This window comes from candidate division WOR-3 bacterium (assembly GCA_039802205.1).
Taxonomy (GTDB): Bacteria; Hydrothermota; Tepidihabitantia; order SM23-42; family JAOAFX01; genus JAOAFX01.
Map to the genome: position 1 here is coordinate 1 of JBDRWD010000046.1, position 21,617 is coordinate 21,617.

The 21,617-nt window shown below is 38.1% G+C and carries 18 protein-coding genes; 11 read left to right on the top strand and 7 right to left on the bottom strand.

What is annotated here, in order from left to right; all coding sequences use genetic code 11:
- Positions 1-449 precede the first annotated feature (449 nt).
- Together ABIL39_09070 and ABIL39_09075 are read right to left on the bottom strand one after the other, a co-directional pair.
- Positions 450-1,877 carry an ATP-binding protein gene (locus ABIL39_09070; GenBank protein MEO0166272.1) on the bottom strand — a complete coding sequence of 476 codons (1,428 nt, stop codon included), beginning with the start codon at positions 1,875-1,877 and terminating at the stop codon, positions 450-452.
- Positions 1,878-1,955: 78 nt separating this feature from the next.
- The gene (locus ABIL39_09075) at positions 1,956-3,959 is read right to left on the bottom strand and encodes a uracil-DNA glycosylase family protein (protein ID MEO0166273.1); all 2,004 of its coding nucleotides are present in this window, start codon (positions 3,957-3,959) and stop codon (positions 1,956-1,958) included.
- A gap of 244 nt (positions 3,960-4,203) precedes the next feature.
- Between ABIL39_09075 and ABIL39_09080 the strand changes: the two genes are divergently transcribed.
- Positions 4,204-5,001 (top strand): WG repeat-containing protein, encoded by a 798-nt coding sequence (locus ABIL39_09080; protein ID MEO0166274.1) that lies wholly within the window; start codon positions 4,204-4,206, stop codon positions 4,999-5,001.
- 164 nt (positions 5,002-5,165) lie between these two features.
- On the opposite strand, the gene ABIL39_09085 is transcribed toward ABIL39_09080, so the two are convergent.
- The gene (locus ABIL39_09085) at positions 5,166-5,930 is read right to left on the bottom strand and encodes a uracil-DNA glycosylase family protein (protein MEO0166275.1); all 765 of its coding nucleotides are present in this window, start codon (positions 5,928-5,930) and stop codon (positions 5,166-5,168) included.
- 1,053 nt (positions 5,931-6,983) lie between these two features.
- On the opposite strand from ABIL39_09085, the gene ABIL39_09090 reads away from it, so the two are divergent.
- Genes ABIL39_09090 through ABIL39_09105 form a run of 4 tightly spaced genes read left to right on the top strand, consistent with a single transcriptional unit; the run spans position 6,984 to position 11,134 of the window.
- Positions 6,984-7,280, top strand: a complete 297-nt coding sequence (locus ABIL39_09090) for a hypothetical protein (GenBank protein MEO0166276.1) — start codon at positions 6,984-6,986, stop codon at positions 7,278-7,280.
- Between the two features lie 22 nt (positions 7,281-7,302).
- On the top strand, positions 7,303-8,304 hold the full coding sequence (locus ABIL39_09095) for a MoxR family ATPase (GenBank protein ID MEO0166277.1): 1,002 nt from the start codon (positions 7,303-7,305) through the stop codon (positions 8,302-8,304).
- 9 nt (positions 8,305-8,313) lie between these two features.
- The gene (locus tag ABIL39_09100) at positions 8,314-9,690 is read left to right on the top strand and encodes a VWA-like domain-containing protein (protein ID MEO0166278.1); all 1,377 of its coding nucleotides are present in this window, start codon (positions 8,314-8,316) and stop codon (positions 9,688-9,690) included.
- 22 nt (positions 9,691-9,712) lie between these two features.
- Positions 9,713-11,134 (top strand): ATP-binding protein, encoded by a 1,422-nt coding sequence (locus ABIL39_09105; GenBank protein ID MEO0166279.1) that lies wholly within the window; start codon positions 9,713-9,715, stop codon positions 11,132-11,134.
- 35 nt (positions 11,135-11,169) lie between these two features.
- On the opposite strand, the gene ABIL39_09110 is transcribed toward ABIL39_09105, so the two are convergent.
- Together ABIL39_09110 and ABIL39_09115 are read right to left on the bottom strand one after the other, a co-directional pair.
- Complete coding sequence (locus ABIL39_09110) at positions 11,170-11,337, bottom strand: hypothetical protein (GenBank protein ID MEO0166280.1); 168 nt, start codon at positions 11,335-11,337, stop codon at positions 11,170-11,172.
- A gap of 537 nt (positions 11,338-11,874) precedes the next feature.
- The gene (locus tag ABIL39_09115; protein ID MEO0166281.1) at positions 11,875-12,153 is read right to left on the bottom strand and encodes a hypothetical protein; all 279 of its coding nucleotides are present in this window, start codon (positions 12,151-12,153) and stop codon (positions 11,875-11,877) included.
- Between the two features lie 244 nt (positions 12,154-12,397).
- On the opposite strand from ABIL39_09115, the gene ABIL39_09120 reads away from it, so the two are divergent.
- Positions 12,398-14,287: a glycosyl hydrolase gene (locus tag ABIL39_09120; GenBank protein MEO0166282.1), complete on the top strand. Its 1,890-nt coding sequence runs from the start codon at positions 12,398-12,400 to the stop codon at positions 14,285-14,287.
- Here the strand turns inward: ABIL39_09120 and ABIL39_09125 are convergent.
- Together ABIL39_09125 and ABIL39_09130 are read right to left on the bottom strand one after the other, a co-directional pair.
- Positions 14,284-14,502, bottom strand: coding sequence for a hypothetical protein (locus ABIL39_09125; GenBank protein MEO0166283.1), 219 nt, complete (start codon positions 14,500-14,502; stop codon positions 14,284-14,286). The genes ABIL39_09120 and ABIL39_09125 overlap by 4 nt on opposite strands.
- Positions 14,499-14,828 (bottom strand): hypothetical protein, encoded by a 330-nt coding sequence (locus ABIL39_09130; GenBank protein MEO0166284.1) that lies wholly within the window; start codon positions 14,826-14,828, stop codon positions 14,499-14,501. Before ABIL39_09130 ends, ABIL39_09125 begins: the two co-directional genes overlap by 4 nt.
- A 177-nt stretch (positions 14,829-15,005) precedes the next feature.
- Here ABIL39_09130 and glmM point away from each other — a divergent pair, with 177 nt between their 5' ends.
- The 5 genes from glmM to ABIL39_09155 form a co-directional block, all read left to right on the top strand.
- On the top strand, positions 15,006-16,343 hold the full coding sequence (gene glmM / locus ABIL39_09135; protein ID MEO0166285.1) for a phosphoglucosamine mutase: 1,338 nt from the start codon (positions 15,006-15,008) through the stop codon (positions 16,341-16,343).
- Positions 16,344-16,367: 24 nt separating this feature from the next.
- Positions 16,368-17,519: a TIM barrel protein gene (locus ABIL39_09140; GenBank protein MEO0166286.1), complete on the top strand. Its 1,152-nt coding sequence runs from the start codon at positions 16,368-16,370 to the stop codon at positions 17,517-17,519.
- Positions 17,516-19,045 carry a xylulokinase gene (gene xylB, locus ABIL39_09145; GenBank protein ID MEO0166287.1) on the top strand — a complete coding sequence of 510 codons (1,530 nt, stop codon included), beginning with the start codon at positions 17,516-17,518 and terminating at the stop codon, positions 19,043-19,045. The genes ABIL39_09140 and xylB overlap by 4 nt, the downstream gene beginning before the upstream one ends.
- Positions 19,046-19,048: 3 nt before the next feature.
- Positions 19,049-21,100, top strand: coding sequence for a beta-galactosidase (locus ABIL39_09150; GenBank protein MEO0166288.1), 2,052 nt, complete (start codon positions 19,049-19,051; stop codon positions 21,098-21,100).
- Position 21,101: 1 nt separating this feature from the next.
- Positions 21,102-21,617 (top strand): class II aldolase/adducin family protein (locus tag ABIL39_09155; protein MEO0166289.1); only part of this gene is annotated, 516 nt, incomplete at its 3' end.

Sequence of the window (21,617 nt, forward strand, 5' to 3'; positions counted from 1 at the left end):
AACTTACCTTGATGAATAAAGGATTGCGACTTTCATTTTTCCTCCTTTCTTTTAAACAAAAAGCCCCAGCCCGGGTCTGAAAACTTACCTTGATGAATAAAGGATTGCGACTCAAATTGTTTTTGTTCAATCACCATTCGTGGATGAAATACTGTCTGAAAACTTACCTTGATGCCCCTCACCTTAATCCTCTCCCCAAGGGGGAGAGGGAAAAAGACAGGGATATATTCTCCCTCCAGGACAGGAGAAAAAATAGGGGTGTAGTATCAAAATCGATCTTGCTAAATAGAGTATAAATATATTGAGTTTATGTGAAAAAATGTCCCTGGGTAACCAAGAAAAAAGAAAGGAGTGGGGATTTTTATCCTTTAAACAAAACGAGATAAAAGCCTCTACTGAGTGCGATTTGCAAAAGATAGTAAGATTAGTACATATTGGCGATTTACTCTTTATGCTCTATATGTATTAGGATGATTTTGTTTGAATTCTTCGTTCTTTATCAAGATTTCATTTATCACCGAAGGTATAGCATTATTAATCACATCTTCAATAATCCGCACAGTGATTTTTGTATTCTCCTGACAGGCTTTCAATGCTGCACTATTAGATATTTCCTGGATATCGGCTGGAGAGAATTTACCAAAATCCTGGTGAAGTTCTTTCCCATCTTTCCTGACTGCTTTTGTCCTTTCCTGTAATTTATTTATAATCTTATCAATATCTTTCATCACCGCATCCTCTACCACTTTCTCCCGTAATTTGAGGTAATATTTGAAGAGTTCTTTATACTCTTCTTCGGTAGGTAGGCCTACATAGTACAAATTTGCAAACCGTCCCGGCCTTAGAAATGCATCATCAATTGCCTCGGGATGATTGCTTATAGCAAATAAGAATATTGGGTGGTAACGAAAAGTCTGATTTTTTAGAAGGTCATCAATGACTCTCAAAAAAGTTGGCACAATCCTTGCCATCACTGAAGACATATATGGTTTATTCCGGTCAGGAAAAAGGGCATCTGCCTCATCAAATATTATAACACCCTTACCTTCTTCTTTCTTAAATTGCTCAAATCTTTTTCTTAAAAATATTTCAATAACATTCTCAGCCTCACCAGGAAAGCCAGCAATAATGGCTGGCGAGATTTCAAAATATTTTGCCTTAAGTTCAAAAGCTACAGCTTTTGCAAACACCGTCTTACCTGTTCCCGGAGGTCCGAATAGGAAAAAGCCACGCGATATCTGAAGCTTATAATCTCTACATTTGCTCTCATCTTTCGCTGCGTTAATCAGAGTTTTAATAAAATTCTTAATATTTTTTAATCCTATAATTCCGTCAAAACCATATTCCGATTCCTGAAGCGAATACTTATCTTCTACTGAACGTAGCAATTTCCATTCCTTGTCAGTCAATCTTTTTTCTATATCTTTGCCTAATAATGAGACGTAACTTTTTGCTATTTGATTTTCTTCAGATTTTACATCCTTTAATGCGTCCTGAATCTTACTACACACATCATCATCATAGACGCGTGGCTCGGGATTTTGGTTAGAAAAGGTAACTCCGGCACTTTCCAGTAGTTTTCGAGCACCGCCAATTTTTTGCTTTATATCTCCACCTTTTAATTGCAGTTGAATCTTAAGGTCGAGCATACCCCAACTGAACTGAAACGGACTTGTTGTAAACTGTTGGGGTGCGGAGATTGTTTCAAGATTGTAATATAAGTTATCATTTGCTCGGTCATAGATATAGGCATCAAACCCAGGCTGAACACTGCTGTATTTTTTACTTGCCGAGCTCCATACGTCTAATATACAAAGATTATTTATGCAATATTCAAGAACATCTTTTCTTTGAACTATTCCAATACAACAAGGCATATTACCTCCCCGTTTCTAAATATCAAATGTAGCTTTATAAATATATTTTTGTAACTCATTATTCGTTTTAATTGCCAGTTATTCTGGTTTGATTTTGACTTCATTAATCTTAATTCCATATTTTTCTAATACTGATCTGCAAACGTTTAAATCATTCTCAACCATTTTTTTTGCATTTTCTTTATGTTTTTCATCTCCTTCATTGCCATTATAAATAATCTCTATATAATCTGCTTCTATTTTAGTTCCTTTTATCATGTCATGCATATCAAAATGGTCTCTTTGCCTTTCGTAATATTCTCTTTCCTTCGGGTCATTTTTTTCATTATTCGCTTTAAAATCACACCATTCACGGTTTCTCACTCTAAATAATTTAGTGCCAGTTCTTGCCCCACCAAGGTCACATGCATCAGCAATTCTTAAAATGGCAGTTACTAAATCTTTACGCACTTTCCTTCCGGATATATTATGGTCCTTAAGCTCATTAAGGTCATCTTTATTTTTATTTTGATGATATTCACAAATTTCAGAAACGCATTTACATACCTCATCTTCATTATCTTCAAATCCAAATTCTCCAGGAGTATGTTCAATAATCTGTCTACTATATTTTCCATGTTCTTTCCTTATTATGTGTTTTGGTTTTAATGAATCAAATGGACCGCTAAGGCCGATATCATGTAGATATGCAGCTATTATTAGCACATAAATCTCCATATCATTCAGACTTATATTACAAGCGTCTATCAATTCCTTTATTTTAACTATCACTCTTTCTGAATGATCCAGACCATGGTCAACCATTTCTGGACATTGATTAAATGAATATATTGCACGCTCTTCTCTGCGGTAGTATTCGATTTTCTTATTTATCTTATCCCTCAGTATTTCATTTTCTATTTTTTCAGCTAAATTTTTTCTGATTTCCTCTCTTTTATTCTGAATATCGTTTTTATGCTCATCGATTAACTTTTTTATCTGATTACTGAGTTTATCTTCAAATACGCGTTGTTTGGGAACTTTGTTATCAAATTGGATTCCAATGGATTCAAGCAATTTTTTCGCATTAGGAATATAAAAATCCTCTATTTGTCTTACCTTTATGCTAAGGTTAGGCTTGAACTTATCTCCAAACTTTTTCAGATCTTCTCTTATTTTAGCCCTGCCTTCTGCTTCAAATATACCGATTAGTGCATCTTGAAAATAATCATACATGATGCCAATATCGCCAGGATTTACCTTTTCATATTCTTGATGTGTTAGTTTCCATACGTCAACGAAAAGTCCCTCTTTAAGGCAATAGTTCTTAACATCGCTGCGGGCAACCAAACCAATGAAATATTTTTTTTCAGAATTTTTATTGGTGTTTAAATAATCCATAACCATCTCCCTCGCTTTGCCATATTCTTGCAAAATATTTTCCAATATTTTTTTATTTTTCTCTACATTCACATTCTTTCTAATATCATCTTCTAAATATTTCATTCGGGCGGGATGTGATAGTGTAATTATTCTTGCTTTGCTAAAGGAACTTGCGCTCTCCCTTGCATGTTTACCAAGGCAGATAACTATTTCAGGTCTTAATATACTATATTCATCAATTAGATATCTGCTGCAACATTGGCAGATTTTTTCAAAACTTTCTCCGAGTTTAGTTTTTGCTCTTTCAATTGTATCTCTGGAATTATTCTCCTGTATAAAACATTTTACAGTGTGTGTCCAGTAAAAATCCCCACTTGTGTAGCCTGCTTTGTCGCTAAAAATTTTATTGTTAGTCAATGTAGGCAAAAATTCTTCCATTGTATAAGCAGCTCTGAAATCTGCATTTAATGGCTTGCTGTGGTTATGATTTAAGATTCTCTCTTTCCACTCCTGAATTCTACTTGCGTCGCAACCAACCAAATTAAAACCTGCCGGACTTTCTGATATTATCATTATTTTCGGTTTATTGCCAACACTTTCAAAAAATACCGGACCGCTGTATTTTTGGTTGTTGTTAAGGAGACAGTACTGACAATATGAAGTTTTGTTTCTCCTATTTGTGGCTATAATTTTGTGTAAGTTTATTAGTTCATCTTTCATATTCTATTTCCGAAAATGTGAACCCAGTTGTTTTTATCAATATAGTATTATATCAATATTTTTACTTTTGTCAATTATTTCTAAAAATTCACAAGTATTACTAACTGACAGAGTTTATTGCATACTACCTTCCTACCATGAATTGTATGATAAAACAGTTTTATCAAGCATGAGGAAGTTATTACAAACACTTGTTGACTTTTTTCTAATTTGGAATAAAATTAATTGGTAAGTTGAGGTAAATGTGGGGGTAAACGAAGATTTAATTGAATCCGCAAAAAAAGGCGACTTAGAGGGTGTAAAGAATGCGTTGGAAAATGGCGCGGACATATATGCGCAAGATGAAAACTTTCTTACTGCATTAGATTGGGCTAAAAGGAAATATCGCCCTGAGATTATTGAATTTCTAAAAAAGCGAGGTGCGAAGGAAATTCCTCGCCCTAAAAAAGTTGCAGAGGGTATTTTTATCCAGGAAGTAAATGGGAAATATCGGATTCTAGACAATAGGGGAAAAGCGGTCTCTCCCGACTTTGATTTTATTGCTGGAAATTTCACAGAAGGACTTATGGCAGTAGAGAAAGATGGTAAGTGGGGGTTTATTAATGAGAGCGGCAAATTAGTCATTGATGCAAAATATGATGAGGCGAGGGATTTTCATGAAGGTTTGGCAGCGGTTAGCTGGACAGATGAAGGTGTAAAACCCGCGTATGGTTTAGTGTGGATAAAGACAGATGATAAACATGGTTATACGAGTGTAAATAAGGTTGCTATTCCTCAAAAAAAAGTAAAGTATGTTTTTGAGACTCGGGCAGCAGTGAAACTTGATGGTAAATGGGGGTTTATTGATGAGAATGGCAAAATGATTATTGACGCAAAATATGATGAGGTGAGGGATTTTCGTGAGGGTCTGGCAGCAGTGAAACTTGATGGAAAGTGGGGGGCTATTGATATGAATGGCAAGGTTAAATTTCATCTAAAATATAATTATGATGAGATAATGAATCATATTCGGTGTTATACGGGGTGGTTCACATACTATTAAAGGCCACTGGTGGGATGAAGGTCCGTAATAAGGCATTATAATTCATTTATTCACAATACTAAAGTTTGTAATAGGTCTGAGAGTAAATGTTGATAGTAAAGAACATTCCCAGATATAAACTAAGTATTGGAATTTTAAAAATTACAAACTTTAATATGCTTTTATCAAACTAAACTATTAATTAGATTTTCTAGGCTGTTGAATGTAATACCCGTCTGAAATCTGCCTTGTTTCCACATTTGATACGGAGCCTGTGATGGATGCGGGATTACCACAATTCCCTTGCCGTTTTTAATGGCTGTTTCGTTAAGTGAGGAGCATTTATTAAATGTGATTTTAGGTGGCATTTGTACGTTCATACATTTGTAAACATTAGCCGCAACATCCAGCCCAGCAGTTATTATCAATATAGGTTTTATTTGTTTGATTTCTTCACACAGGTATTTTATGCAAAAATCAATTGCAGAGTCTACCTTAGACTTATCGTTATATGCGTGACATTTAACCATGTGTGTCCAGTAAAAACGAGGAATTGGCGCAGATTTAGTGTTTTGTAAATATCCAATAAACCGAGACCACGCATTGTTGTTGACCAAAAAATCATCAAAGAAGAATCCAAGCCCATGCCTGCGTGGAGGAACCCATCTTGTAACAGCTTTTGTCGGAGAACCGCTAAATTTAATCTCCTGCAAATCAATATTGGGATCCCGTGAAACAAACATAACAGTAACTTGATTATTGCCCGTATTACCAGGTTCAGAGGTATTCTGAGAGATTTTGTTCAGACGTTGTCTATAAAAACATAATGCATAAGGAGAAGTTTGTAATAGGCAGCTCTGACATATACTCAGTGAATGACGAACATCCGTGCCTCTTTCAGACAAGTCCGTTAATTTTTCCAAATCTTGCAATATTTGTCCACCGAACATATTACCTCCCTTCTTATCAATACGATATTTCTAACGGTGTAATCCATACGCCATTTATTATAACCGTTTTTCTAATTTTGTCAAATAGTATCGCATTACATTTCCATTTTGAATTACCCCAAATGGTAAGTGCTGTTTGACAAGCTAATACTATATATTATATATACTGAGGAAAATGCATGGGGTTAGTCCGAAAGTGCATTTTACCCCTTGACGATCTGAAAATTTTGATTATAATATATAATGGGTCTTCTGACCAAAAGTCTGCTGTTTGAAGCCCGAGACCGCTTTTAGACCAAGACTACCGTTAGAAACGCTCTCAAGGTTGAATGCATAAAAATATATGGGGGGTAGTAACAGTGATTTAGAGATTAATGTCGAGCTCTACCTCTCCTACCCCCTTCGTTGCGGATTATAATTATTATCAGATACCATATCTCAGCCGTTTACTGCATCGTCAGTAGCAGTTGTCCTTATGTTTTGTATCCCCTGTTGGGGGATTTGGTCTTTGACAACTTACTCTCCAGTGCTTGACCAGGATTGGTGATATTGACCGCTTACGGCACAGGTTTTTTAATATCAATATGTTATGCATGCAATATCAATCCCAAGTAGGAAATATTCGAAACATTGGCAAATTGATATATTTCAATTATGTTAGCGAGAAGCAGAAATCTGGAATTTAGTCTTTCTGCCAATATCCAGCTGATGAAATAAAATTTTTTATGTCAGATAAATTAAAACATATCCAGAATTTTGGAAAGGGTCAAAAAATTAGCAAATGGAAATTATCAATGCCTTTAAAAAGTCAATAAATTGTGCGAAGTTAACGAAGGCAATAATTACTTCACAAAGATAAACATTGTGACCACCCTAAAGGAAATACAATAAATTATGTAATATTGCTGCATAACATATTGATTCCCATGATAAAGAATAATCAATAAATGACATTCTCCCACAGCATATACGGCTACATTATCCACTTTAATGACCGGTGTTCAGGCTTTAAAATAGCCTGGACATCGGTGGACATAAAAGGAGGTAAAAAATATGCAGGAAAGGCTGGTAATTAAAATCTTACACTATAAGTGTCTGCAGGAAATACTACAAAAGTACCCCTATATCTATAAGCCAATGGATGCTGATAATTATATTATTCTTTCGGGCAATCCAAAAGAGGATATCGCTTTCTTCCGAGAATGTTTTGGTGAGTATAGATGTTATTGTTGTGTTGTCGTAGTAGATCTGGTCAACAAAACGGCTCGGTTATCAAATATATTTTGTAGGTGGGTGGTCAACTGGGAACGAATTTCTTATGATGAACTCCTTTTTCATCTATTAAAATAATCCTTTGTTAAAGGAGGTTTTTGTGAATGCCAAAGAATTAAAAGAGGTAATAAAAAGGCATTTTTATCATAAAATACCCCTGCTGATTCTTGGGCATCCTGGTATTGGAAAATCCCAGATTACCCGTGAAACTGCCGAGGAGTTGCATGTGGAGTTCAAGGACCTGCGGCTATCACTCCTTGACCCTACTGATTTGCGCGGTTTTCCTTACATTGATAAAGAAAAGAATATCACCCGCTGGGCAATACCTGAATTTTTGCCTAATCAAGATAACGGTGGTATATTAATGCTGGACGAAATAAATCTTGCACCACCCGCAGTCCAGAATGCAGCATACCAGCTTATTCTTGATAGACAACTTGGTGAATACACACTTCCACCTTCCTGGATGATAGTTGCGGCAGGGAACCTTTCCTTAAAAGAAGGTTACATTTCCCAGATACGTTCTGCCCTAATCTCCCGTTTTTCAGTGGTTGAACTCAATACACCATCGGCAATGGAATGGATAAATGAATATGCAATTCCGCGTAAAATTGACCCACGAATTATTGCCTATCTCTATGCCCGACCCAATGCAATCTATGTAGAATCAGACAATAAAAATCAAAATTTTCCTAACCCAAGAAACTGGGAGAAACTTTCAATACTAATTAAAGATATTCCCAGTTATGATCCAGTATTTGAACATCTGGCGACAGGTCGTTTGGGTAGTTCATTCGGTATTGAATTTATGACCTTCTGTAACTGTGACATTGATTGGAAGATTTGGCTTGATGAGTCGGCAAAACCAACACTACCGCATGAAATTGATAAAAAGTGTTTTCTAATTTCAATCCTTGGAGCTTCTCCGGATAAGGCATCAGGATTGAGCAGATTGATTGTCGCCCTGCAAAAAAACGGAGACATGGAATTGGCGACCCTCGGATTCAACATTTTGCAATCTTTGCTCCCGATGGAAAAAATTATGGAGCTTAAATATTGGCCGGCAATGAGAAACACTTTTGGAAAAATCATTATTTTCTAAGGAGGTAGAATGGAAGAGAAAAACTTAAATGAGAAGGAAATGTATGCTTACCTGATAAAAACAAGGTCAATACTAATTAAAGAATATCCATATTTTGGATACTGGGCACTCCAGGGCAATATAATCATCAAAGATAAATTACCATTCAACTGCCCAGCAATTACCGACGGTAAACATTACTATTTTTCAAAGAGCCAATATAAAGATTATCGAGACTATTATCTGGTTATTTTCATCCACGAAGTCCTGCATAATCAACTCGACCATATCCGAAGGGGTAGAAATAAAATCTGGAGTATATGGATGTTGGCAATAGATTATGCTATTAACTCGATTATTAAAGATAAATTATCATTGAGGTTACCACCCTCAACTTTGTATAATGAAAAATTTGCCGGGCAGTCTGCGGAGAAGATATATGACGAAATAATCCGAATGTTGCCTCCAGATTTAGTTGACAAACTTGTGTTGGAAAAAGCAATTATTGATTTATTAAAAAAGCTCGGTGAATCTCGTAATGAAGAGTCTCCCCCTAATGTTGGCAAAGAATCCGTCATTGATGACCACAAAGGATCCTCCCCTGGTCACAGCGATACTATCGATTTTATCTGGAGTCAACTGGCTGATGAAATTCAGAAAATCTATGAGCATTTGAAAATTCCAAACTCTTCAAAGATCTGTGGCCGTTTACCCGATCCCCGGAGCTTAAATCCGACAGAGATTAAGAAAATGGAGCAAATGGTAAAAACAATGATAATCCGCGCAGCTATTTTCGCGAAGTCCATCTCACGCGGTAATAAACCCGGAGAAATGGAGCGATATGTAGACGGCTTGCTTAAACCAAAACTTGATTTAAGAGAAGTTTTGGATATGTTCGCATACCGAATAGGAAAAGGTATGGATGATTATTCATTTTACAAAAAAAATAAACGCGAAGCAGAATTGATACTGCCAGGTACTGTTGGAATAAATAGACATATTGTGATTGCGATAGATACCTCAGGATCGATAAACGATGACCAACTTAAAAGGTTCTTGAGCGAGGCATCAACCCTCAGCGGGACTAAAACAAAAATAACAATGGTTTGTGTTGACACAAGTGTCTACGGACCAATAGAAATCGCTGAATATGAGGATATCTACGACAAGGTTGTTGAACATAAGGTACTCAGGGGTGGAGGCGGAACTGATTTCCGAGGATTTTTTGACTTCCTCAACACCTTATCACAACCGATAGATGGTGTGATATTCTTTACGGATGGTTGTGCTTGTTATCCGGATAAAAGTAAGGAACCAGATTATCCAGTTTTATGGATTATAACCGAACGTGGAGAAAACAATACTCCACCCTTTGGTGAAATTTTATATCTTGATTCTCCAGAATAATTTTGAAAAAGGAGGAAAATATATGGATAAAAATATAAAAGTAGAATTTTTGAGAGCAGGATTACAATACTACAGACTCTGCACCGAAAGGTTAAGAAAAAAGATGGATTTAGTAAATCATCTGTCTTGGAGTGCAGAAGATTATGAAGATGTCAAACTTGCTGTTTGCGAAATAAATTCTGAGATAAGAAGGGCAGAAGAAGAATTAGAAGGCATCTTTGAAATTGCCAAAAAATCTGATATGCAAATTCCCTTTGAGGAAACTGCCCAAAAATTCTCTCTTAAAAAAGAGGAGAAATATGTGCTGATAATTTTATTTTTCCGGCAGTTTAGTGAAAAATATTGTGAAACTACCATTTATGATATTCTCAGTTTACTTGACATTGAACCAGAATATTTTCTGGAAAAATATACAATTTTTCAAAACCTTGAAAGTAAAAAGCTTATAATTGTTGAACAGGATGAGAGGTATGCATTTCCCTTAAACTGGAATGTGAAATTAGAACCAACATATTTACAAAAAATTTTTGAATACTTCAGTGTGGCAAAAAAGAAAAATGTTCCAAAAAATGAAGAAAAAAAATTAGAAGCAAACTTTCTAACAATTCGTAAACCACTACTATCTTTTGACAAAATCGTCCTTCCTCTGGAAAAAAAGGAGGCAATAAAAAGGGCATTGAAACAGGCATATTTATTAAAAGAGTTAACCAAGAAGTGGGGCTTGGATTCAACAATAAAATACGGCAGAGGTGTGTCCATGCTTTTTTACGGACCACCAGGAACAGGAAAGACGGCAACCTGTGAGGCAATTGCTTATGAACTAAAGAAAAAGATTGGCATCGTGCAATACTCCAGTATTCTTTCCCGCTGGGTGGGTGATTCAGAAAAAGCGGTTGACTATGTATTTGAAGAAGCCAAGATATTTAATTGTGTCCTTGTATTTGATGAGGCCGATGCCTTATTTGGCCAAAGAATGACGGAGACATATTCCACTGACCGGATGCATAACTATATGACCAATATTCTGATGCAAAAAATGGAACGATTTGAAGGGGTTGTAATATTGACCACAAATCGTGAGTTCGCCCTTGATGAGGCATTCAATAGAAGAATCATCTTGAAAGTGAAATTTGAAATTCCTGGTCCTGAGGAGAGGACCAGGATATGGAGAGTATTGATACCGAATAAAGTTCCCCTTGCAAAAGATGTGCATTTTGAAGAACTGGGTTTAAAGTTTGAGTTAACTGGTGGCGAGATAAAGAATGTAGTCCTTAAAGCACTGGTAGAGTTTGCCGAGCAGAGATTACCAGAATTACCTATGAGGCTATTAATTAAGTACGCAGAAGAAGAACTGGACGAAAAACGAGAGATAAAAAACAGGGTATCTAAAATCGGATTCAATAATGATAAAGTTTTGAAGACATCACTGCGCGTGGCTTATTGATTTAGCGCCCACGCCTGAAGGCGTGGGCATTTTTTTTATTTTCTTTCTTTATTTATCCAGTCCACAAAGTACCCTGCCGGCGGTGAAAATTGCCCAACGATATTGCCGTTTGACAATTTCACAATTGCACAATTGTGCAATTCTGCATTCCAATATCCTTTTCTGAAGAGATAATTCAAAACGGCATCATTATCTATTATCACCCGACGCCTTATTCTACCATTCCATAATTCCAGAATTCTGGAATAATGGAATGGTGATTGGAATCAAAATCTAATCCAAGATAAGATTACATTTTCAATAGTTATTATCCATCATACTTTCAAAGATTTTGAAGCATACTGGTTCACCAGTTTTTACAGAATAACCTATTCCGTGATTACACCAATTGGGGTAATGATTTATCAAAAAACTATTTAAGTGAATGGGATGTATGCATTCTCCATTTTAAAAGTAGTTAGTCCGCAGGGTGTCCCGCCCTGAACTGAAAAGTCCGCCACTCTTTCTTGCGGACAAAACGGGCGAGATGTTTATCTCAATTTGATAATTTTAACTAAAATTCAAATTCTATTTGTGGTTGTTCTTTTTTAATCCTTTTTTCTATCAGATTAACAAATTCTACCGCTGTCTCAAAAGCTGTATTCGCCCCTGAGCCAGATATGGATACTTCAATATCGTGCATAAATATATTACGCTTGCGCCTCATTCGGTCAAAATGTGCAACGAGCGTCTTAAATTTATTACCCAAAATAATATGCAGTAAACTTTACGACAGTCTTATGTTGATTGCCATCGTCAGGACGGAATCCTTTGAATAACATCAATGCCCGCCCCGCTCTAAGCATAGCAAGATATGCAACCGAATAGACGATGTCTTCATCAATCTCGATATTAACCTTTGCAATTTTCAAGTCAATTCGGGCTCTTTTAAGAACCTTCACCACTTCCTTTAAATCTGCTTTTTGTTTCTTTATTAAACCTTTGGCTAAATATTCCGCAATAAATTCATCGTAAGTCATTATCGTCTCCAATCAAAAATATTTTTGGATTATCCAGGTTGATTATTTAAGAAATCTTACACACTGAGATTACCCAAAATCTTCTTTACAGGATCCATATCTTGACACCTTTTTTGATAACAGTTGTAATCATTTTTGATTACAAGTCAATAGTCAGTTTAGAAGATAATAAAAATATATAGGAGAGGAAAAGTAAGAGGTATTTTCCTTGACACCAGGATAAATAGGTGTATAATCTGTTTTGATGAGCACGGTAAGGGAAGTCTACAAAAATTCCAGACCCTATGTCCGCTGGTGGTGGTTTTCAGGAAGGATTGATCCAGAAGTGATAAAATATCAACTTGACTGGTGTAAAAAAAATAACTTCGGTGGTGTGGAACTCGCTTTTATGTATCCCCTGCCCAATTCTGAGCCCGGGCCAGAATGGCTCTCTGAAGAATGGAGTAGCATTGTCAAATTTGCCAAAGAATATGCTACAAATATTGGTCTGGGTTGCGATTTTACCTTTGGAACTTCATGGCCATTTGGTGGTTCATTTATTAATGAAAAGGATGCAGCAAAGAACTTTTATGGACTATCTCCCCAGCGCTTGGAAAAATCATGGGAGATTGCCCATTCAAAACAGGGTTTTATCTTGAACCATCTTAACCACAGTGCCCTCGAAAGGTATGCAGAAAAAATGGGCGGGGCGCTTGAGCCCGCATTAAAAATAAGCCCTTCGGCATTATTCTGTGATTCCTGGGAAGTGGATACCGAATTGTTGTGGACTGACGGATTTGAAAAATTGTTTATGGATGAATTTGGTTACGATATAAGATTGTATATCAGGGATCTGAACAAAAGACAATCGGTGCGTTATGATTACAGAAAACTCATTGCCCGATTGATCATCAGTGAATTTTATCTACCTTTTACCGAAATATGCCACAGACTCGGTTGTATCTCCCGCGTCCAATGTCATGGTGCACCGACCGATCTCCTCGCAGCGTATTCGGTCGTGGATGTACCCGAGAGTGAGACATTGCTATTTGACCCACACTTTTCACAGATTCCTGCCTCAGCCGGTGCCCTGGCTGGAAAAGAAATAGTTTCAGCCGAAGCATTTACCTGTATCTATGGCTGGCAGCCCTATCCTGGACCCGGTCCCTATCAGGAAAAAGAACAACTTGCGGATTTGAAACTCCTTGCTGATGCAATGTTTGCAAACGGGATAAATTTTATTATCTGGCATGGTATGCCCTATAATCCACCCGGTGGCAAAAATCGTTTCTATGCTACAGTTCATACCGGACCGGATTGCAATTTTGCCAAAGAACTTCCTGATTTCAATCAATATCTTGAAAAAGTGAGTAATTTAATGCGGGCTGGTAGACCTTACGGTCAAATCGGGGTTTATCTTCCCCTGGAAGATAATTGGATTAAGAATGAATTACCCGAAGAACTCCAGCGTCCGAGCGCTCGTTATCACTGGGAATTGCAGTATGTGAAGTTCTCTGAAAATTTAAAGGGTTTTAGACCGATCTGGGTGACCAATCATTTTCTTGAAAGTGCAGAGTATACTGACGGCCGTCTTAAAATAGGGCAGATGGATTTTGATTTTTTGTATGTTGAACTTGACTGGCTTGACATTAAGGCATTAGAAAATTTAATAAAACTTGCAAAAAGGGGTTGTCCAATCTGTATTACAAAAAAACCGAGCCAGCCTGGTTTTAATAAAGATAAAAGATATGACGACCTTATCCGAGAACTCTTTTCCCAGAAAAGTGTGAGCGGGATATTACAGAAGACCGCACAAAAACCACCCTTGATTGAGGGTCGATTCATTCCCGAGTTCTGGTGTCGCCAGATTGATGATGAACTCATATTCTTCTTAAGCCATCCGGTCACAAGATCAATCACCTATCCCATGCGTTATGGACAGTCATTCTGTGAGACTGAAATGGCTATAAAAGTTACTATCAATTATCGCGGTAACAGTAACACCATCAATCTCCAATTCAAGCCTTATCAGGCAGTAGTTTTTCGCATTGACAAACAGTGTAAAGTAAAATTTGAAGATGTAAATTTTTCGGTACCACCCCCCACCTTTTCCCAACCCGATACCCAATCTTTTCTGAGTCCTCCTCACTTTTAATCTTTGGTTGGGCATAATTTTTTGAAATAAAAAAGCCACGGGTATTTTGATGAATCCAGCTTATCCAATAATTCTAAACCCAATCGAAAACTGCGTAACAGTTTCTTTTTACCATTTTTAACCATAGAAACCAGATCAACAAACCCCTTTATTCCTCCACTAACAGCACCAATAAGAATCACAAACATATAAGCAACGACAGCCACTAAAATCATTTTCTCAATTTTAACAACACCCTTAACGAAAAATATCTCTCATTCTTGAAATCACGAAAACTCTCCTCAATCCGCATCCGATACCCATAAATTTCTAAAACCAAACTGCTATCAGATAAATCGGTCACAATATACAATGGATCATCACCAAAACCCCGATCCCCAACAATCACAATCTTTGACCATAAGTACTGAGGCATTAGCCTGATAAATGTTTTTAGACATTCCCGCTCAATTGTATTTTGCCAGGGATCATCAACAAGATAATTAACCTCATGCCAAAATAGGGGATTGCTCGTTATACCTACCGATCTTTTTCCAATCAACGAGAATTTCTAAATACTGGTGTCTTTTAAGCCATTCCAGAAGATAGGGAATGATGCCTGCTTTATCACCCCACCTTAATCCGGGGGCAAAATTCCCATCAAAGGGGGAGGAGAAAAAGTGAAAAGACTCAGCAATCTTTTTGATTGACATTCTTTATAGTTTTTATATACTATCTCATGGCACGAATTTTTTCTGTTTCCGGCGTTCGTGGTATTGCACTCAAGGAGTTGGGCTATGGGAGTGCATCTTTCTATGCCCAGGTGTATGCATTTTTTCTGAATGCAAAGAGGATGGTTGTCGGTCACGATACGAGAGAATCATATCCTCAGATAAGTGGTGGAGTCGCTGATGGTTTTAATATAATGGGTTGTGAAGTGATTGACTTAGGGGTGGCACCTACTCCCACGGTCGTTTTTATGGTGCGGAAACTTAAAGCCGATGGCGGCGCGGTCGCCACCGCCAGCCATAATCCTCCGGAATGGAATGGGATAAAATTTATTACCGACCGGGGCGAATTTCTAAATGAGCAGGAATTCCGGAGATTTTCCGTTTTTGTTGATTTCTTTAATGCTTATCCAAGTAAAATGATTGAATTCATGGGCTATTTTGGGGAATGTAAAGAATATAAAAATCCTTACGAAGAACATATAAAGGAAATAATCAATCATTTTAGACTAAAGAATCTCGGATTGCGAATCGGTGTGGACGCAGTTTGTGGAGCGGGTTCAAAAGCCCTGCCTGCCCTCCTGGAAATGGCAGGTTGCAGGGTGTATAAAATCCATTGTAATTTCAAACCCCGCTTTCCCCGGCCACCTGAACCCATGCCCGAAAATATTACAAAATTGTGTGCCCTGGTAAAAAGATACCACCTTGATTTAGGATTTGCCCTGGATCCGGATGGCGATAGATTATCCATTGTTGATGAAAAAGGGAATGCGATTGGTGAGGAAAAAACCCTGGTACTTGCGGCTGATTATATTTTGAACAGAAGAAAAGGACCTGTGGTCACGAATCTTTCAACTACGAGTTTGATGGATTATATTGCCCGTAAACACAAATGCCCAATACATCGCACAAAAGTCGGTGAGGCGAATGTGGTAGCGAAAATGAATGAAGTAAGGGCAGTGATTGGCGGTGAGGGGAATGGTGGTGTGATATATCCAAGGATAAATCGCACACGGGATGCCTTGACCGGTGTCGGGATCATTCTGAAAATGCTCAGCACCACTGAGAAACGGCTTTCAGAAATTGTAGCATCTTACCCAGATTATTTTATGCTCAAGGATAAGGTGGGTATCAGCCGCGAGGATTTTGAAAAGAAAAGAGAACTGATTTTAAAGAAGTTCAGAGGTCAGTTTGATTTTACTGATGGCATCAGGATAACCGAAAGGAACAACTGGATTCATATTCGTCCTTCAAATACCGAACCGATTGTCCGTATCATTGTTGAGGCAAAAGATAAGAGAAAGGCAAAAGGATTGATAGATCAAGCAAAAGAGCTCTTGCAAATTTAATTTTTCAAAAACTCAGGAGGTTAAATGGCAATCGTCGACCTACGGGAACAGGCAAAACGCCGGAGCCCGAAAGAACTCATTCAACATCTGAAAAATTTTAAACTCAATTTAAAATTTTCCGCGGGTATCTGGTATTTCTCTCCCCCGGACTCAAGATTTCATGATAAATATAAAAAAGAGCTAAGTATAAAAAAACGTCTGGATATCGCTGCAAAACTTTTGGATTATGGACTTACCGGCATTGAGGCACATTATCCCAATGAAATAAACGAAAAAAATCTTGAATTGTGGAAGAAATTTTTGAGGTCAACAGGAATGAGACTCGTTACAATCGTTCCCCTTTTATTCCGGGATAAGGATTTTGAATTCGGCTCTCTTTCAAATCCAATTGAAAAATACCGACAGAAGGCGATTGACCTGACAATAGAAACCCTGAGATTAAATAAAGAATTTGATACCGATTTTGCGGTTGTCTGGCCCGGTATTGATGGTTATGAAAATCCATTCGGGATTGATTTCTTTCAAATGTGGGATAGATTTGCCCAGGGGCTTGCCTTTGCAATGGATAAAGTCCCGGGTGTGCGGATTGCATTTGAACCAAAACCTTATGAGCCACGGGGCAGGATACTTTTTGGCACCACTGCAGAAGGCTTGCTCCTGTGCCACAAAGTGGAATCCCTTTTAAAGAACAAAAAGAACCTTGCATTATTGAAACAGGGGCATAAGTTGTGCTGTATGAATCCGGAAGTTGGACATGCACTTATGGCTTATGAAGACCTCGCCTATGCTTATTCACTACCCTTGAGCGAAGCAAGGCTTGCCCATATGCATCTCAATTCCCAGCCCCTTGGAAATTTTGACCAGGATTTGAATATCGGGGTCGTCTCACCAGAGCAATTTGAGGCACTCTTATATGTCTTAAAGATGCACTCGTATAATGGCTGGTTCGGAATTGATATAAATCCAGAAAGGATGGATGTCCAGACCGCAATAAAGATTTCTATTGATGCAATAAGGTCCGCAAATGACCGGATAAATGAACTTGACCATGAATCAATAGTGTATGCAATCAATAATCCTGATAAGGCACGTGGCTGGATTGAGGCATACCTGATACGAATGAGGGCATTGAGACCGGAGATATTACCCGAATTGCCCAGACTCAAAATTAAATGAAAGAGTTATTGCTGGGGATTGATATTGGCACGACCGGAGCCAAGGTCGTTTTGCTCGCTCCGGATGGTAAAATTATTGCCACTTCTACAAACGAATATCCTGTATACATACCAAAACCAAATTGGTCTGAGCAGAATCCCGGAGACTGGTGGAAGGCGACGATAAAGGGAATAACACAGGTATTAAAAAAATCCCACACCAATCCGAACCATATCGCAGGAATCGGACTGACCGGACAGATGCACGGGTTGGTCATCCTTGATAATAAAAAAAGTGTTCTAAGAAATTGTATCCTCTGGAATGACCAGCGCACAGTAAAAGAGTGTGAAGAAATAAATTCACTTATTGGTCCAGAAAGGATGATTAAGATTGCTGGAAAACCCTGCCTGCCAAGTTTTACTGCAGGTAAAATCCTGTGGGTAAAGAATAATGAACCAGAAATCTATAAAAGAATTGCCCATATCCTTTTGCCCAAAGACTATGTGCGATTCAAACTCACTGGAAACCTGGGTATGGATGTGGCAGATGCCTCAGGAACCTGTCTATTTGATGTCGCAAAGAGAGACTGGTCAGAACAAATTATAAACGGACTGAAGATAAATAGAGACTGGTTGCCACCTATTTTTGAATCACCGGCGGTATGCGGATATATTAGCAAATCAGCCGCAAAATTGACCGGCTTAAAACAAGGTACACCGGTCATTGCCGGTGCTGGTGACCAGGCGGCGCAGGCAATCGGAACCGGGATCTATGAACCTGGCACTGTATCCGTAACAATTGGTACATCCGGTGTTGTATTTGCGGCGATTGATAGATATCAATATGACTCAACCGGAAGATTACACACCTATTGCCATGCTACATTTGATATGTGGCATTTGATGGGTGTGATGCTTTCTGCGGGAGGAAGCCTGAGATGGTGCAGGGATTTATTATACAAAAATGAGAAACGCTATGCCGAAAAGCAAGGGATTGATATCTATGATATGATGACCAAAGAAGCAGGAAAAATCCCACCCGGTGCTGAAGGGTTGCTCTTTCTCCCTTATCTTTCCGGTGAAAGAACACCCCATCCTGACCCCTATGCCCGTGGCGTATTCTTTGGATTATCATTGAAACACAGCAGACCCCATCTGACACGGGCGGTGATTGAAGGTATAACATTTGGTTTAAAGGACTGCCTTGAATTATTGAATGGTATGGGAATAAGATTCAACCGGGTTCGGGTATCGGGTGGTGGTGCAAAATCTTTGTTATGGCGTAAGATAATGGCGAATGTCTTTAACCTTGATATTGTAACTGTGAATGCAACCGAGGGCGCCGCATTCGGCGCCGCACTCCTTGCCGGTGTGGGAACCGGGGTCTATAAGGATGCAAAAGAAGGTTGCAGAAAGACAATCTATGAGACAGGAATTACAAAACCGGATAAAAATGCGGAAATATATCAAAAATGCTACAAATTATACAGGTCACTCTATCCGGCAGTCAGGGAATATTTTAGGGATTTAAGCAAAATTGCGGAGTAAATATTGTTTAGTCTCTCTATAAAAGACAAAAAAATCTATCTTGACCAAAAGGCGATTCCTTTGCTCAGTGGTGAGGTCCATTACTGGCGGCTCGCACCCCAATCCTGGAAGGTGATTCTTGAAAAGGTCAAAGAACTTGGAATTCAAATTGTATCAACATATATCTGCTGGCAGTTCCATGAGTTTGAAGTCAATAAATATGATTTTACTGGTAAGACCGACCCGAGAAGAGACTTAAAATCTTTCTTAGAACTACTTAGCGAAATGGATTTTTATATTATTATCAGACCCGGTCCTTATATCTATTCAGAATGGATAAATTTTGGTGTACCTGAACGGCTTGTCCCTTATCACCGGCTCCACCCGGAATTTAAGAAAGAGGCAGCCCACTGGATTCAGGAGATAACCGAATTTTTAAAACCATACTTTGCCACGAATGGCGGAAGGATAATCCTTTTACAGCCGGATAATGAGATCCATCCATTTATTAATTTCTATGGTGAACAACTCGGGCTTGGTAATACCCCGGGTATGTTTCAGGAATTCTTGGAGAAGCGCTACCGTGATATTACAAATTTGAACAAATTATGGAAAAGCGATTATTCAAGGTTTTCTGATGTCCGGGCATTTGATGATGTATCAAAAGTTGATTGTAGAAGAATAGATGTCGTGAGATTTTTATTGTGGTATACAAAAGAGGTCGCCAGATGGAATAAAGAAATCTATCAGAAATGTGGTGTTGATATACCGCTCTATTTCAATGTTGATACAATTGGTGTCCAGCCCTGGCCCCTGCTGGAAAAGGTCGCTGATATATCTGCCCCGGATTATTATCCAACGAATGAATTTGTAGGGCGTCCGGATGAACACCGCCATTTTCTCTTTTCCATTCGTTATGTCGCTTCTTATTCAAGATTACCATTTATTGCGGAATTAGAATCCGGGATATGGCATGGCTGGCATTATCAAACCGGTGCCCTGAGTGCCAATCATTATCGTTTATTATGCCTTTCTGCATTACTCGCTGGTGCAGTCGGCTGGAACTGGTATATGCTTGTGAATCGTGATAACTGGTATATGAGCCCGATAAATGAATGGGGCATAGAGCGTCCAGAACTATTTTCCGTATTCAAAAAAATTGTTGAGGTCTATTATGAACTAAAACCACCTGATTTAAAACGACTTTGTGATATTGGAATAGCCGTTGATTTTCTCCAGCAGGCAGTTTGTAATAAACAGAATGAGATAACCTCTGGCATTTATGCCGGTGCAGATTTATTAAAACCCTTTTATGATACAGGTATAGATTTTGAATTCTTTGACCTGAATTATAACGAATGTGATAAACCAGTCCTTTTTTATGCAGGTGAAGAATGGTTGTCAGCTGATTATCAAAACAGGATTTTAAAATACATCGAGAATGGTGGACATTTTATAATAATTGGCAAACCATTCTTATTTGATGACAATTTCCAGGAAGCAAACATACTAAATATACCGACACCCGAAGGTATTATCGGCTATGAATTGAGCCCCAGAAAACTCCTGCTCAGACTCGGCAATAGAGAAATCAATACCCAATCACCTTATATCTATTATTTTAAGGAAGTTCCTGGAGTGCCGATAATGGCGAAATGTCTCAATACTACATTCTGGTTTACGAATTTACCCTTGGGCAGTGAATATATCGTCGGCTATACCCAGAATATAGGAAAGGGAAGATTGACATTCATTGGTTTGAAACCAGAGGCTGGACTGATTACTGCGCTTTTGGAAGGATTAGAAATAAAGGTCTATTGCCGTGCCGAAGAAAATAATATCCATTCGGCATTATTTAAACGCGATAATACTTATTATCTCATTGCGGTAAATAACAATAATAATCCATCAGGGGTCAAATTCACGATTAAATTGGGATTGGAAGGCATTTATCGGGTAACTGATTTGGTATTAAACAAGACCGAGATGGTCGATTTTCAACACCAGAATTTTATATACTGGCATATCAATAGAAAAGACGGGATTGTCCTAAAAATCGCGCCCCAGGAGGGATGAATTGTTTTTGGAAGTTCCTGAATTGAAAAAGATAATTTATCAACTCGGCGAAGTGGGTACATTTCTCTGGCAAAAGGGCTGGGCAGAGCGCAATGCCGGCAATCTCTCAGTTGATGTCACTGAATTGTTGCATAATAGAATCAAATCTTTAAAAAAAAGCAAAAAACTCCCATTTCCTGTTCCTGACCCGATTTTAGGAAACCGCTTTTATCTCGTCACTGCTACTGGTGTACGGCTACGCGATATAAAAAAATATCCATCTGATAATATACTACTGGTGATGATTGATAGGAAACTTGATGGCTACTATATCCTGAATGAGAATAAAACCGATAGACCTTCTACATCCGAATTTATCAGCCACCTTTTGATTTATGCCTTTTTATTAAAAAACAAAAGTGATAAAAAGGCAATTCTCCATACCCATCCTAATCATATCATTGCGTTGACCCATATAAAGGAATATGCAAATGAGAAAAATTTCAACAAGCTTGTCTGGTCTATCCATCCTGAGGTA

Excerpts from the sequence above, each read along its gene's own strand:
- ABIL39_09085 (MEO0166275.1), bottom strand. The coding sequence starts at position 5,930 with ATGTTCGGTGGACAAATATTGCAAGATTTGGAAAAATTAACGGACTTG.
- ABIL39_09125 (MEO0166283.1), bottom strand. The coding sequence starts at position 14,502 with ATGATTTTAGTGGCTGTCGTTGCTTATATGTTTGTGATTCTTATTGGT.
- ABIL39_09115 (MEO0166281.1), bottom strand. The coding sequence starts at position 12,153 with ATGACTTACGATGAATTTATTGCGGAATATTTAGCCAAAGGTTTAATA.
- ABIL39_09140 (MEO0166286.1), top strand. The coding sequence starts at position 16,368 with ATGGCAATCGTCGACCTACGGGAACAGGCAAAACGCCGGAGCCCGAAA.
- ABIL39_09120 (MEO0166282.1), top strand. The coding sequence starts at position 12,398 with ATGAGCACGGTAAGGGAAGTCTACAAAAATTCCAGACCCTATGTCCGC.
- ABIL39_09075 (MEO0166273.1), bottom strand. The coding sequence starts at position 3,959 with ATGAAAGATGAACTAATAAACTTACACAAAATTATAGCCACAAATAGG.
- ABIL39_09105 (MEO0166279.1), top strand. The coding sequence starts at position 9,713 with ATGGATAAAAATATAAAAGTAGAATTTTTGAGAGCAGGATTACAATAC.
- glmM (MEO0166285.1), top strand. The coding sequence starts at position 15,006 with ATGGCACGAATTTTTTCTGTTTCCGGCGTTCGTGGTATTGCACTCAAG.
- xylB (MEO0166287.1), top strand. The coding sequence starts at position 17,516 with ATGAAAGAGTTATTGCTGGGGATTGATATTGGCACGACCGGAGCCAAG.
- ABIL39_09090 (MEO0166276.1), top strand. The coding sequence starts at position 6,984 with ATGCAGGAAAGGCTGGTAATTAAAATCTTACACTATAAGTGTCTGCAG.
- ABIL39_09100 (MEO0166278.1), top strand. The coding sequence starts at position 8,314 with ATGGAAGAGAAAAACTTAAATGAGAAGGAAATGTATGCTTACCTGATA.
- ABIL39_09070 (MEO0166272.1), bottom strand. The coding sequence starts at position 1,877 with ATGCCTTGTTGTATTGGAATAGTTCAAAGAAAAGATGTTCTTGAATAT.